This window comes from Aquimarina mytili (assembly GCF_016735115.1).
Classification (GTDB): Bacteria; Bacteroidota; Bacteroidia; order Flavobacteriales; family Flavobacteriaceae; genus Aquimarina; species Aquimarina mytili.
In genome coordinates this window covers 1-12,718 of the sequence record NZ_JAERQJ010000003.1, presented here as the reverse complement: position 1 = coordinate 12,718, position 12,718 = coordinate 1, and the positions used below count along the sequence as shown (strand labels likewise).

The 12,718-nt window shown below is 34.7% G+C and carries 15 protein-coding genes; 5 read left to right on the top strand and 10 right to left on the bottom strand.

Annotated features, from left to right (window positions below; genetic code table 11):
* Positions 1-37: 37 nt before the first annotated feature.
* The 9 genes from JJQ60_RS07410 to JJQ60_RS07370 form a co-directional block, all read right to left on the bottom strand.
* Positions 38-586 (bottom strand): carboxymuconolactone decarboxylase family protein, encoded by a 549-nt coding sequence (locus tag JJQ60_RS07410; protein WP_201918266.1) that lies wholly within the window; start codon positions 584-586, stop codon positions 38-40.
* Between the two features lie 492 nt (positions 587-1,078).
* Entirely contained in the window at positions 1,079-1,450 is a 372-nt protein-coding gene (locus JJQ60_RS07405; protein WP_201918264.1) for a DoxX family membrane protein, read from the bottom strand.
* A gap of 52 nt (positions 1,451-1,502) precedes the next feature.
* Positions 1,503-1,964 carry a hypothetical protein gene (locus JJQ60_RS07400; RefSeq protein WP_201918262.1) on the bottom strand — a complete coding sequence of 154 codons (462 nt, stop codon included), beginning with the start codon at positions 1,962-1,964 and terminating at the stop codon, positions 1,503-1,505.
* Between the two features lie 108 nt (positions 1,965-2,072).
* Positions 2,073-2,921 (bottom strand): helix-turn-helix domain-containing protein, encoded by an 849-nt coding sequence (locus tag JJQ60_RS07395; protein ID WP_201918260.1) that lies wholly within the window; start codon positions 2,919-2,921, stop codon positions 2,073-2,075.
* Positions 2,922-3,052: 131 nt separating this feature from the next.
* Positions 3,053-3,592 carry a GNAT family N-acetyltransferase gene (locus JJQ60_RS07390; protein ID WP_201918258.1) on the bottom strand — a complete coding sequence of 180 codons (540 nt, stop codon included), beginning with the start codon at positions 3,590-3,592 and terminating at the stop codon, positions 3,053-3,055.
* A gap of 59 nt (positions 3,593-3,651) precedes the next feature.
* Positions 3,652-3,858, bottom strand: a complete 207-nt coding sequence (locus JJQ60_RS07385; RefSeq protein WP_201918256.1) for a hypothetical protein — start codon at positions 3,856-3,858, stop codon at positions 3,652-3,654.
* Positions 3,859-4,107: 249 nt separating this feature from the next.
* The gene (locus tag JJQ60_RS07380) at positions 4,108-4,776 is read right to left on the bottom strand and encodes a hypothetical protein (RefSeq protein WP_201918254.1); all 669 of its coding nucleotides are present in this window, start codon (positions 4,774-4,776) and stop codon (positions 4,108-4,110) included.
* Positions 4,777-4,884: 108 nt separating this feature from the next.
* On the bottom strand, positions 4,885-5,352 hold the full coding sequence (locus JJQ60_RS07375; protein ID WP_201918252.1) for a hypothetical protein: 468 nt from the start codon (positions 5,350-5,352) through the stop codon (positions 4,885-4,887).
* A 188-nt stretch (positions 5,353-5,540) separates the two neighbouring features.
* The gene (locus JJQ60_RS07370; protein ID WP_201918251.1) at positions 5,541-6,428 is read right to left on the bottom strand and encodes a hypothetical protein; all 888 of its coding nucleotides are present in this window, start codon (positions 6,426-6,428) and stop codon (positions 5,541-5,543) included.
* 435 nt (positions 6,429-6,863) lie between these two features.
* Between JJQ60_RS07370 and JJQ60_RS07365 the strand changes: the two genes are divergently transcribed.
* Genes JJQ60_RS07365 through JJQ60_RS07350 form a run of 4 tightly spaced genes read left to right on the top strand, consistent with a single transcriptional unit; the run spans position 6,864 to position 9,593 of the window.
* Positions 6,864-7,907, top strand: coding sequence for a hypothetical protein (locus JJQ60_RS07365; RefSeq protein ID WP_201918249.1), 1,044 nt, complete (start codon positions 6,864-6,866; stop codon positions 7,905-7,907).
* Positions 7,908-7,926: 19 nt separating this feature from the next.
* Positions 7,927-8,184: a hypothetical protein gene (locus JJQ60_RS07360; RefSeq protein ID WP_201918247.1), complete on the top strand. Its 258-nt coding sequence runs from the start codon at positions 7,927-7,929 to the stop codon at positions 8,182-8,184.
* A 1-nt stretch (position 8,185) separates the two neighbouring features.
* Positions 8,186-8,728, top strand: coding sequence for a hypothetical protein (locus tag JJQ60_RS07355; RefSeq protein ID WP_201918245.1), 543 nt, complete (start codon positions 8,186-8,188; stop codon positions 8,726-8,728).
* Positions 8,715-9,593 (top strand): hypothetical protein, encoded by an 879-nt coding sequence (locus JJQ60_RS07350; RefSeq protein WP_201918243.1) that lies wholly within the window; start codon positions 8,715-8,717, stop codon positions 9,591-9,593. Before JJQ60_RS07355 ends, JJQ60_RS07350 begins: the two co-directional genes overlap by 14 nt.
* A 182-nt stretch (positions 9,594-9,775) precedes the next feature.
* Here the strand turns inward: JJQ60_RS07350 and JJQ60_RS07345 are convergent, their stop codons facing one another.
* A complete protein-coding gene (locus tag JJQ60_RS07345; protein ID WP_201918241.1) occupies positions 9,776-10,663 on the bottom strand; it encodes a hypothetical protein in 888 nt (295 codons plus the stop codon).
* A 948-nt stretch (positions 10,664-11,611) separates the two neighbouring features.
* On the opposite strand from JJQ60_RS07345, the gene JJQ60_RS07340 reads away from it, so the two are divergent.
* A complete protein-coding gene (locus tag JJQ60_RS07340) occupies positions 11,612-12,340 on the top strand; it encodes a hypothetical protein (RefSeq protein WP_201918239.1) in 729 nt (242 codons plus the stop codon).
* The last annotated feature ends 378 nt before the right edge of the window (positions 12,341-12,718 follow it).

Here is a 12,718-nt window from a genome sequence, read left to right as displayed (position 1 = left end):
AATATATAAAGGGGTAATTCTACCTCGATGGTTACACTTATACTGTTGCAGTTTCTAGTGGTTGAGCAACCGGGAAATCTACAGGAACCTGAGTCGTACTATGGATGTAATTAGAGATGGTTTTATCACCCACTAATGAGATCGTATCAATCAAGTTTCCTTTTGTATATCCAGCTGCAAAGAAATTTTCGATTACGTTTTGATCTGTTTTTCCTCTATTTTCGGTAACATTTTTAGCTAGTTTAGCCAAGGCATCCAGTTTGCTGTCAAAAGAAGCATATCCAGCTCTTAGTTCAAGGATTTGTTCATCAGTGAATCCATTCATTTTTCCGATTGCAGTATGTGCTGATAAACAATAAATACATTCATTTACTTGGCTAACGGCTAGGTTAACTACTTCTTTTTCTTTTGCTGATAATGATGTTTTTGCATTAGAAAAGTTTAGATAATTTTCTAGAGCTGTATCACTATGCGCATAAGTTGCGTATAGATTAGGAACAAATCCTAAAGCTTTATTTAAGTTGTCAAATATCGCTTGGTTATTAGCGCTTACTTCTTCTCTGGTTGGTACATTAAATGTGCTCATAATTTTAAAGTTTTTATAGTTTTATTTTTGTTTTAGTTTATCCTAAACGTGTTTCAGGATGTGTTATAATTTGTTTTAATTTTCTGGTACAAAGATCAGGTGAAAATCAAGGTGATAAAATGTTTATTCTTCCCGGAGACTTGTCAAAAATTCCCGATCTTGATTTTAACTTGTATTAGCTCCTTTCTATAAAAGGTTTTTCTGTATCACAATAAAAATCATGAATCCCTTTTTGCTCACAATGTGTCTTAGGGTTTATTGTATTTATGATTTGTTTCTTTCCTTTTCTGAAAATCTCTATGAGATTAAAAATTGATTTATTCTGAATTGTCATCTTTCTATTGTTTTATATTAACAATACAAAGATGCATCAGAAAGTAGCCATAAGAAATGGAAGATTTTCCCGGATACTTGTCGATTCTTCCCGAAATAAAAAACCCTTGCAATTGCAAGGGTTTAAGCTTTTAGTATATATGTTTTTAGGTGATCTTTTTAGAAAAAGTTGACTTCTCTTCTTTTCATCCAAAGAATTATGGCACTTAAGACAAAAGTAATAACAGCAGTAATAAAAAGAATACCTCCATCATTATTTACTTCAATCCCTAATTTGGTTAAATGCATCATTATGGCTCCACCAATAATTCCTAGTGTTAAAGTAGCTCCCATCCAAATAGTTTTTGGAATGAAGAGTAATACTCCAGCAATAAGTTCGGTTACTCCTGTAATTATTCTACCGTAAGGCTCTAAACCTACTTTGGTAAAAATGTAAACACTATCTGGATGCGCGGTAAATTTAAATCGGAGAGTCTGAATTAGAATTATTGCCACGACAATGCGCAGCAATAGGGGTAATTTATTTTTCATTAATAGGGGTAATTTGTTAGCAACCCGAATTTAATAAAAAAATAATAAAAAATTAAAGTACAACCGGTAAAGCGTCTATTTTACCATTAAAAGTATTTTTTCGAGAAATGATATATAACTCTTCAAGGTTATTATCTTTCCTAAATTGATTAATTAATTCTGGAAGTTTTTCTCTAAGATAATTTACAAAAGCTTCAGCATCAGTACTTCTGTTTGCTCCTTTGCGGATCGTTTTTAAATACCCAGCGGTCAACACTTCGAGACTATTTCTTTCTGAAAGAAATAATAAATAGCTATTATCTTCTTTTGCTTTTTTTATTTCAATTCTAAAATTGATAACATCTTCAGCAATTAAATCGTCGTTAAAACTGCTAAAATTATTTGTATATACTTCCTCTTCAGTATAATCGTTAAGGTATACCGTTTCTAATTCTACCTGGGCAGTACCCGTAGAAAAAGCAAGAAATAATATTCCAAAAAAAGCTATTTTAATATGGTGAGTAAAATTTTTCATGTCTTTATGTTTTTCCCGAAACAGGTTTCGGTGGTTCTTTTATTAATTACACTACAAAGTTGGGGCAAAAACAAATTCTATAACATGGCACTTTTTCCTTTACACTTGTCAATAATTCCCGACAGGTTCAGATTTAAGCTGTTTTCTAAAATCTGAAGGCGAAAAAGAGGTATGTTTCTTAAACATTCTGCTCAGGTGTGACGCATCTTCAAAACCAATTTCATACGCAATCTCCTTGGCAGTCTTTTCTGTATAAATAAGTAGGCGTTTGGCTTCTAAAACAATTCGATCATGTATGATCTGGAGTGGGCTTTTCTCAAATTTAGCAAAATTATTCGAGAGTGTCTTAGGGGATTTGAATAATTTTTCCGCATAAAACGCTACAGAATGCTCTTTTCTAAAATTAAATTCTACCAAAGCATTAAATTCTTTAATAAGGTCTACCTGATTTTTATTCTCATCATATCCTCCTTGTTGTTTAATCAATCGGGTAGTGGTGATAATAAATCGTGCCATAAGCATACGCAACATTTCGGCTTGTATAGTATCTACGGTATCTAGTTCTTCCAAAAAAATCTGGTGAAACAAATCAAGCTTACCACTTTCTTTATTATCTAATTCTATAATAGGTATTGTACTATTACCATAAAAAAGAATACCCATACAACTCACTTCTTTATCATGATCTTTAATACAATAAAACTCGCGATTAAATTGATATACAATCAAATTTGATCCACTAATAAATTTGAAATATTGATTTGGTGTAAGTACTACAATCTTATCTTTTTTGATAGTGGTAACGATGCCATCAATTTCTAAAGTAGCTTCAGAATTTTTAACCCAAACAAAGGTATACAACCCTATAAGCTTTGATACTGTATACGGTTTTAGTAACTCTTCGTCTCCTGTTTTTAAGATAGCTTCTGTAGAAAATTCTGTAAACTCTTTAATCATATCTTAAAGGTCGTTACTTTTTAAAGAATATTACAACCAGTAATGATAAAGTAATGTTAAATGGTACTCTAAAAATATGAGGGTTTGGGGTTGAGAATTTGTTATCGCGTCATAGATTGGGATCTATAGGATCAGATTTGCTTTGAAAGCTTCCAATCTTCTTTACTAATGCTAAACACATTAAAAACCTCTTCGGTTAGTTTTTCGAAGGTCATTCCATTTTTTAAAGCCACTTTTTCAGAACCTATATTATCGATATGTACTACAGAGATTAATGAATCAGTAAAGTTATTTTCAAAAGCATAGTCTTTGCATTTTCGTGCTGCTTCATAAGCATATCCCTGGTTCCAAAATTTGGGAAGAATAGAATACCCCACTTCAAGCCGTTTGACATCATCAATGGTCTGTATTAAGAGCCCGCATTGTCCAATAAATTGGTTTGTTTTTTTATCAATTAAAACATTCATGCCGCCTAAATCATTTTGATATCGATTAAACGATTTATCAAACCACGCTTGACATAGGCCGTTAGGCGATAGTTTTGGATCCATACCCAAAAACTTAGCCACGTCTTTTTCTTTAAAAAGAGGAACCCAGGCATTAAAATCCTCAGGTTCTAAAAGCCTAAAGCTTAATCTTTCGGTTTCTTGTCCGGTGAGCAGATATTTCATGTTGAATCCCTAAGATTTCTGAGTTATATGATATGTACACTTCTTAGATCTTGAAAATATTATTCCTTAGGTTTTACATTAAAACCTCCTGAAAAAAATAAAATCCCTACTACTAAGAATACTAGAAGTTCTAATAAAAAACGATACGTAAAAAAGATATCTTCAAAAGATACATGATCTGCTAATCTAAATAGGTTAGAAATAATAGCAGTCATACCTCCCCATATTCCCCCGGTTTTTATCTTGTTTTTCCATTTTTCACTCATGTAGTAATTTTTTGTTTTCTAAAGTATGAAGAAACAAATCTAAACTATTTATTTAAAATGAAGTTTGGACGTTTAGATAAAAAACAGTTCTCGGTATAATCTCGATTATCATCAAAATCACTTCAACTGATCACAAAATGATATGTCGCATCCAGTGATTCGACCACAGGGAGAATTGTACTTCGATATATATAAACATGGAGCGCTATTTTTAGTACTCCTAGTTGTTTTGCATGGTGTAAAATTTGACTATTCTTCCTTTAGTTGAGCAATATCTTTTTCAGTCAAGGCTCTAAACGAAAATTTATAACCTTCGGCTCCGGCGATTCCATAAAAGAGCAGATCGATTATGCTAAAAGTCTCTTGCATGATAGGCCATAAAAATGAGTAGTCAAACAAAAATAAAGTATCGATATAATTAAGATCTTCTTGATGGGCTAAAAAACCTATAATGCTAAAGAAATTACCAAGCAGGCAGCTCAATACAGCAATAATAGCACCCGAAATTCCAAATATTGAATCTACTCCTTTGCCAGAAAAGCGGATTGCAATTCCCACTGCAGCTCCTATGGCAAGTGCCATAAAGCCAATTTGAAACCCTGTAGCTACAGTAATAGCTCCCCAGATTGCTGCTCCAACAATTCCAGTTGATATCCCCGCTATTAATCCTTGAGGGTAATTTTGCTCTTGCCTTAGTGTATCTAATACGTTATTGTCTACCAAGCTTTTTATTACATGGTTTTCCAAAGGTTTGGTGTCATCAAATCGCTCCTGGTATTCTGGATCAAGAATATAATCACGACATTCGTTTATAAAGTTTGCTTTTTCTTTAGTAAGCGTGCAGACTAAACCTTGTTTAAGGTCCATCTCACGGTTTGTACATTTTTTACAAAATGCTAAATGCTGTTCTCTCGTCATAGATTCGTTATATTAAGGCTAACCAAATTCAATTAGTAATTATGGTTAGACAACTGCAAGAATACAAAGGGTCAGTTTCATTTTTTGAAACTGACCTTCTTTTATTTTTTAATTATTTGCCACTCTATCACTCCAATCTTCTTTAATATTCATCATTTTCTGAAGATAAGGAACCAATACTACCAACTCTAATCGTATACTAAAACCAATATCATTGTTATCAACTAATAACGGAAAAATCAATACAAAGAGGCATACAATGATTCCAAATGAAGCATCTATAATGGCTAGTTGAACCGCCCAATCTTTCTCGGTCCATAATCCAAAAGAGACTACACCTTTTATAGCAAATAATAATGTTATAAGAAGCCCGACTACAGATAAAGCATTGGTAGTTTCCAATCCATAGAGTGATAAGTTAAACCCCATGCCTAAAAACCCAAATAGTAATCCTATCGGAGCTATAAAACCGAAAATCATAAATATCCATAAGAATATCTTGATCCATATCGGTAATAGTGCCCTTCTTCTTGGGGATGTTTCGTCTAAGTCGTTAGGTATTGTTGTTTCGTTCATATGTAAAAAAATATAATGTTTATGTATTATGTAATAGGAATGTTACTGTTGAGATGTAGAGTTAATACAAGATGTCATAGCTTATTCCGAACTTGTTTCGGGGTCGAATACCACATCTAGCATGGTGTATCATAAAAAAGTCTACAGATGAAAAGAATGCCTGATAATCATATTTATTTTGGTTTTAATCAACTCTTACAACCTGACCCTCTTAATTGTTCTTTGGTAGGATCATGTAAGTTGCCAAAAACTGAGTATTTTTTATCTGTAAAATCAACATTTTGTAAGGCACAAAAGTTGTCCAAGTTTTCGTTATCTATAATCGTAGAACCAGTACCTATAGTTCTTATATTTGATATTCCGTCTAAAGTGGTTAATGATTTGTTTTCAGTAATAACCATTGATTCGCCTATTTTTTGTAATGTAGCAAAACAACTCAGACCAGGTAAAGAAGTATTATTTTTAACTTCAAAAGATTTAGATATCTCGGTTAACTTAGAAAAAGGTGATATTGTGGTTAGTTTTGAATTTCTTTTTATTGCAATACCACTTAAACGCTCTACGTTTGAAAATGCCTCAATCGATACTAATTCAGGATTAGAATTTATATCCAGCACCTCTACTTTTTTTAGTTGGCCAAAGCTATCTATGTTTTTTAATTTCTCATTTTTATATACAAAAAATATATCTACAGTTTCTAATTGTTCAAAACCCGTTATCGATTCTAAGGCTTGATTATTTGAAATACTTAAAGAGTGCGAAATTGCTGTAATTCCAGAAAACCCTGATAAGGTCACCATATCTGGATTGTTTTTTATTAAGACGGTTCCATCTATTTTAGTAATAGCATTTAAGGGTGTTAGATCAGTAACTCCAGATATAGTTAAGTTTCCTTGTATTTCAGTATATCCTTGAAGTGCAAAATTGACCAATTCTGCCTGGTTGTTTATCATAATATCTCCTTTGAAAACGAATTGGGTGATGACTATTCTATTGTTTAGACTATCATCTTTATTGCATGATATGGTTAGTAGTAAGGATATTAGTGCTAGGATCAATAGCTGTAGTGTTCTCATTTTTTGTTTTGGTCTTCTGATTAATGTATTGCAATATTATAACAGATCAGTTTCATTTTATGAGATTGGCCTTTTTTTATTCTTTAAAGTTTTACTGACTTGGATGTCTATTGTTGTTTCGTTTATAAACAAAACAATCTATAGTACTTATGTTAATGTGTTGGGATATAGAAATGTTACTGTATAGTTGTTAAGTAAACTCGAGAGGTCACCCTAATTTACCCCAATATTTCCAACCTTCCGATGAGGAAAACCGTAAGGAAATTTAAAAAGATTTTTGTATAAATTAGGTGTTTATGGCGGGGAAATTGCCCTTAATCAGATATGCCGAATTAGACTTGAAAATAGTTTCCTACAAAGCTGTTTTTGTTTGATATTATTCAGTTTAGGTGGTAAAAAAACGGTAAATTTAAAATAACTCTTAAACCAAAAAATATGTCTACTGAAACCGCATTTCTAATCAGCTTATATGATGCTGCCGGGGATTTTAAGAAAGCTAATTTCGGCCCCATCTTTCATTTTACATTTACCGGTACCGGACCCACACAAATGTCTGCAATTTCTGACGGGGTGACCATTAATAATCCTCAAAACTTACTTTCAGAAATTACCTGGAACGCAAGCGATAATAACCCTTCTAGTTTGCAGTTGATCAAAAGTACTGGAGAAGGTGTATATACCATTGCCCCAAGTACGGCTCAATCGACCACTTTTAATCTTGCTGCACTTAGCGCAAAACAAGTGTTTCACTTCGAGGATTTTGATGGTACCTATAAAACAACTAATCATGATAAGGTTAAACAAGGTGATCTGGTTTTATCGGGGAGTCATGTTACTTTTGCTGGTAATGATATCAAAAACCCTTTGTTTTTAGAGCAAAAAGACCAGGATTCAAAAGATACTACTTATATGTTGGCTTGGTTTGCAAGCGATGATAATTCTCATAATGTGGCTATAGCGATCTCTAAGGATCCTAAGGATAAATCCACATTAATTTTCTTTGGTTATAAATGGGGTAAAGGAGATCATAGACCAACGACTGAGTATGATTTTTATGGCACAACATCAGAGGAGTCTGATGCTACACAAGTAGTTGCCTTGGCAATAGCTGCTGCTGCTTTTACTATCAATGCAGGAATGGTAGTTGCCAAAGCAGTAAAGGCCGCACGAAACAAGGATAATGATGCTGCCGATGATGATGCTGCAGATGATGCTGCCGATGACCATGCGGCAGATGATAATGATGCCGATGATAACGCTGGCGATGATGCCGCTGCTGATGCAGGGGATGATGCAGCCGATGCAGGGGATGCCGCTGCTGATGCGGGTGAGGCTGCTGCCGATGCTGGTGAGGTCGTTGCCGAAGTACTGATTGCTGTAGCTGCCCTGGCAGATCCCGAGTTACCCGATGATTCACTAAATGCGCCCAAACAACGATCAGGTTCTAAACCTTCTGATCTTTTAAACATGAAAAAATAGACGGCAAAAATTCTTTTTAATGCTGGATTTTATACACAAAGAGATGAGCGAAGTGCAACGCACTGCGCTTAAAAGTGCATTGGCAGAAGCTGCGGCTATGGCACAAGAAGCCATAGGCGGGGCTTTTGTTATTCACGAAGATATCGATATTACTCAATCTATAATCGAAATTGAAATGAAAGAAAACGAGCTGTCAAGAACCAGGGATAAAGCGAAAACAATAAAAAAAGGTCGTAGTATTCAAGAGCTACTTCGGCTAAAAAATAAAAACAGATAATATGATTGTCGTAGAAATCTTAATCGTCTCCTTCTTTTTAATTTGGGGGATAGCTACGTTGTTTTATCAGTTTCGGGCAACCGAAATGTATATTAGTATCTATAATTATTTCTCTTTAGTACCTAAGTGGACTTTTTTTGCCCCCATACCAAAGACTACAGATTATGTATTGTATTATCAGGATTATGATATCGATACAGATCAGGTTTTTGATCCGGTAGAGATTGACCTTTACGGAAATGAAACAAGATTTGCGATTACTAAGCTTATTTGGAATCCAGAGAAAAGACCGTTAAAAGCTCTGACCGATATGACTTCTTTGCTCTTAAAATATAAAAAGAAACATAGACGTAAAATCGATAAAAATTCTTTGGTACTAGAACTATACACTCCCTATATAGTACTGGTTAATTTTGTGAATAATTATGCCCAACCATCATCCCAGAATTGCAAACGAAGATTTTTAATTTATTCAACATACGGATACTTCTCTACAGATGATCCTACCAAAACCTTTGAATCTTATTTTCATGAATTTGACTGAAACACTTAATTTTTTAACTGATTTTAATAACATCACTGTAGTAATAACCTTAACCGGAATTATATTGGCGGTAGGGTTGATTATTTCGACTTTAGAATTGATGGCGCTAAAAACTCAGATGGGAAATAATGGACTCTACTCTTGGTACATATGGAGAGAGATAAAGTTTAGAAAAAAGCCTCGACTTAAGAAGGGATTATCATTTCTTTTTGAGCCCCTTGGTTTAACCATTGCAATGCTTTTTCGTTTGGGATTGTTACTTTATTTTATATACCAGCTTGCAACAGGTTCAGGGTTGGTATTGTGGGTAGTGATCTTATTGTTTCTAACACAGTTATATTATCATTTTCGATTACCGGTTGGCAAAGATGGTTCAGATCAGATGTCGAGTATTGTGTTGTTATGCTTGTTGATTATAGCTTTGTTTCCTGATAATAAAGTGATCGTAGCGGCTAGTTTATTGTTTATTGCGTATCAGTCCATAGTATCTTATTTAACCGCAGGTGTAGCCAAACTAATTTCAAAGACATGGCGGTCGGGCACTATTGTATTTGGGATATTTAATACCAAAACATATGGATCCAGGCATGTGGTTCAGTTTCTAAAAGATAAACCTAAACTTATCAAGGTCTTAAATCATTCAACCTTTATTTTTGAAGTCTTATTTTTTTTGGTGCTGTTTATCCCGCCACCGTATAATATCTTCGCTTTGATAATTCCTGTCACCTTTCATTTCTTCTGTGCGGGCATTATGGGATTAAATTCGTTTGTATTTGCATTTATTGCCACCTATCCTGCGGTACTCTTTGTAAGCAACGGATTCCAAAAAGTAGTCTCTCGTTTTATTGAAAATATGCAGTTGTAAGTTTTCAGGAGTTAGTCCTTCGGAAAGCTAAGGAACCAACCTTCTACAAGTTTGTTCAAAAACGTACCCTGAGCCTATCGAAGGGTAACAGCATTATCCAGTATATCAAAAAAAGCTTAGTAACTGTATCTATAGCTACTAAGCTTTTAAATGAGGAGGGCTAGTTTATTTATGTATTTAATCTAGAAATATGAACTCGCAATTCGAGCTTGTGATCTCTCGATCGCTACCTTATGTATATCACCCATTGCTGTTAGTTTTTTTAGAGATTCAAGTACAAGCTGGTGATTGGTCGATACAGTCATGCTTTTCTTTTTAACCACTAATTGCTCTGCTGATTTAATCTGATCGGCATCAAGTCTGGCTTTAAGTTTGGCTACTGCTGCCGAGTATTGATCGTCTAGTTTCATCCAGGTATTAATGTCTATATTACCTTGAGCGAGTTCATCGGTAAGTCCGGCTTGTAATGTTTTCATGTGTAAGTAATTATTCTTATCGATAAGAGCAGCATCAAATCTTGCTTGATGCTTTACATCATCGATACTTTCCATAAGTCGATAATAAATCGCGGTAGAAGTAACCGCTTCGCTACCAAAAGTTTCTTCTTCCTGGATGCTTACTGAGGATGCATATAAAAATCCAAACATACCCGGAGATAAACGATTCATAGAGAACGATAAACTCGCCGAAGCTGTTGAAGAAGATTTGGCGGCCTGTGCCACAGTATTCACTACATCTACATACGCATCTATAGCTTCTGCACTCATGGCAGGTTTTACCACGGTAGGGTCTGATGCTGCCGAAACAGCTTTTAACGAAGAGGTCACTACTGCCGCAATCTTATCTAAACTAAACTCGCTGGTATATTCTGTTTTGATATCAGAGTTATACGATAATTGTCTTGCGTCTGTAATATTAGCGCTAGCCAAGTGACTCTCAATCTGTTCGTAGAATTTTTTCTTGTTGGCGGCTTCCTGAGCCTGAATCATCGCCTGAAGCTTGTCTACTTGTTGTTTTGCCTTTACGGTTTTGTCGGCAACTCTTTTAACTGATGCTGATCTACATGCCATGTCTATATTGGTTTTAAGAATTTCCTACTCGTATGGCTTTTCGGATTCCGCCTCGTTTTTTTGAGTGGTTTCTGATCTCCACGATATACTATTAAGAGTACATTTTTTTATGCCTAGGGGTAGTATGCATAGAAGATGTTCTTATCAATGTAAAAGCGAATATTATATGCTAAAGGTATCCCAAGACAAAAGAAGAAACAACAGTATAAATACGTGTTTATTACTAAAGTATTTATACGTAAATGACCATGAATTATAGGTACACACGCTACGCCACAACTTGTCCCGAACTTGTTTCGGGATCGAGTGATTTGACCGTAGGGAGAATTTTATCGAGATGCATTCATAACTAAAAGAGTTCTCGATAGTTCTGCTGAGTTTACCCAAGTACAGTTTTTCTCCATTACATTGCAAAAAACCACTCGAACTGACGTTTCAACTAGACTCAGCATAGTTGAGTATATACGCTACGTCACATCGAGTGCTGCATGGCAATGCAGTGTATCGAAATGTTTTTAGAACCGATATGTTCAAATTTATTCTATAGTACACTTAAGAGTTCTCGATAGTTCTGCTGAGTTTACCCAAGTACAGTTTTTCTCCATTACATTGCGAAAAACCACTCGAACTGACGAGGCGATATGTTATGACATTGATATAACGAAAAACCACTCGAACTGACGTTTCAACTAGACTCAGCATAGTTGAGTATATACGCTACGTCACATCGAATGCCACACGGAACTATCGAGATGCTTTTGGCAACGCGTAGCTCAAGTATAAGTACTCCTTATCAACAGGAGTTTGAAAGAAACCTTAGTGTCAATACAAATAAAATCGAAAAAATAGGGTAACATTTTACCCTTATAGACACATAAAGTAAACGACGTACTATCGTTGTAATAACAATTAGTTAATTTAATACAGAAAACAAACAAAAAAAGTAACATGAAAAACAAAATTTTATCTTTCCCTTTATTCGTAGCAAGCATATTAATAATGCTTTCTTCTTGTGGTTCTGATAGTGATGACCCTCAGGCTCCTCTTCCTGTTAATCCAGTACTACTTGACCAATTTTTCTTTACAGGAACTTTAGGTGATGAAGCCTTTGATATTAGATTTCAATCATATGATCCTACAATTGGTACTCCTCCTAACGATGACCATACTATAGATTTTGGCGGAGGAGGTATAAATAGAGTGCCACGTACCGGAGAAGATACAGAAGATTGTTTTGGCTCATATGCATTTGGAGTGTTGCCTGATAATACTCAAAGTCCGGTACCTAATGTTGACGGAGCTAAACTATTTATTTATGAAATGCCTTTGGGGTTATGTTCTACAGCTAATGAGAATGAGACTCTAGAGTCTTTTTTTGATTCAAACGATTTTGTGTATTCTGAAGGGGTAAGCGATAAAACCTTTAGAAGAATTACGTTTTCATTGTTTCCACCAAAAGTAGCTGGAGTTGCAGATGAAGAACAAGATTTTTATACTTCGGCCGGAGAAAACACGGATGCTTCGTTTAAAATTACTTCTGTAGAGGAAGAGGATCAAAGCACTTATATTGTTGAAGGTACCTTTGCATGTACTATGTACAGCCATTTGGATGATACAAAATCTAAGGCATTGACAAATGGTAAGTTTAGAATTAAAGTAAAAACAAATCTAGATTGATAGCTCGTTAAAAATCTAGTAAACACGCTACGTCACATCGAGTGCTGCACGGTAGTGCAGTGTATCGAGATGTTTTTAGAACCGATATGTTCAAGTTTATTCTATAGTACACTTAGGAGTTCTCGATAGCTCTGCTGAGCTTGCCGAAGTACAATTTTTCTCCATTACATTACGAAAAACCACTCGAACTGACGTTTCAACTAGACTCAGCATAGTTGAGTACACACGCTACGTCACATCGATTTCTATGACAAATTCAAGCGGTTTTGATAAAAAGTTTGATTTTTAATCAAAGCAAAAATGATGTGTATAATTTTGTTTCTTACAGCATTTAGTACACTCATTTTATTTTTACCTTCTTCTACTTTTCTATTATAG

Excerpts from the sequence above, each read along its gene's own strand:
- JJQ60_RS07360 (WP_201918247.1), top strand. The coding sequence starts at position 7,927 with ATGCTGGATTTTATACACAAAGAGATGAGCGAAGTGCAACGCACTGCG.
- JJQ60_RS07390 (WP_201918258.1), bottom strand. The coding sequence starts at position 3,592 with ATGAAATATCTGCTCACCGGACAAGAAACCGAAAGATTAAGCTTTAGG.
- JJQ60_RS07355 (WP_201918245.1), top strand. The coding sequence starts at position 8,186 with ATGATTGTCGTAGAAATCTTAATCGTCTCCTTCTTTTTAATTTGGGGG.
- JJQ60_RS07350 (WP_201918243.1), top strand. The coding sequence starts at position 8,715 with ATGAATTTGACTGAAACACTTAATTTTTTAACTGATTTTAATAACATC.
- JJQ60_RS07410 (WP_201918266.1), bottom strand. The coding sequence starts at position 586 with ATGAGCACATTTAATGTACCAACCAGAGAAGAAGTAAGCGCTAATAAC.
- JJQ60_RS07400 (WP_201918262.1), bottom strand. The coding sequence starts at position 1,964 with ATGAAAAATTTTACTCACCATATTAAAATAGCTTTTTTTGGAATATTA.
- JJQ60_RS07395 (WP_201918260.1), bottom strand. The coding sequence starts at position 2,921 with ATGATTAAAGAGTTTACAGAATTTTCTACAGAAGCTATCTTAAAAACA.
- JJQ60_RS07340 (WP_201918239.1), top strand. The coding sequence starts at position 11,612 with ATGAAAAACAAAATTTTATCTTTCCCTTTATTCGTAGCAAGCATATTA.
- JJQ60_RS07345 (WP_201918241.1), bottom strand. The coding sequence starts at position 10,663 with ATGGCATGTAGATCAGCATCAGTTAAAAGAGTTGCCGACAAAACCGTA.
- JJQ60_RS07405 (WP_201918264.1), bottom strand. The coding sequence starts at position 1,450 with ATGAAAAATAAATTACCCCTATTGCTGCGCATTGTCGTGGCAATAATT.
- JJQ60_RS07365 (WP_201918249.1), top strand. The coding sequence starts at position 6,864 with ATGTCTACTGAAACCGCATTTCTAATCAGCTTATATGATGCTGCCGGG.
- JJQ60_RS07375 (WP_201918252.1), bottom strand. The coding sequence starts at position 5,352 with ATGAACGAAACAACAATACCTAACGACTTAGACGAAACATCCCCAAGA.
- JJQ60_RS07380 (WP_201918254.1), bottom strand. The coding sequence starts at position 4,776 with ATGACGAGAGAACAGCATTTAGCATTTTGTAAAAAATGTACAAACCGT.
- JJQ60_RS07385 (WP_201918256.1), bottom strand. The coding sequence starts at position 3,858 with ATGAGTGAAAAATGGAAAAACAAGATAAAAACCGGGGGAATATGGGGA.
- JJQ60_RS07370 (WP_201918251.1), bottom strand. The coding sequence starts at position 6,428 with ATGAGAACACTACAGCTATTGATCCTAGCACTAATATCCTTACTACTA.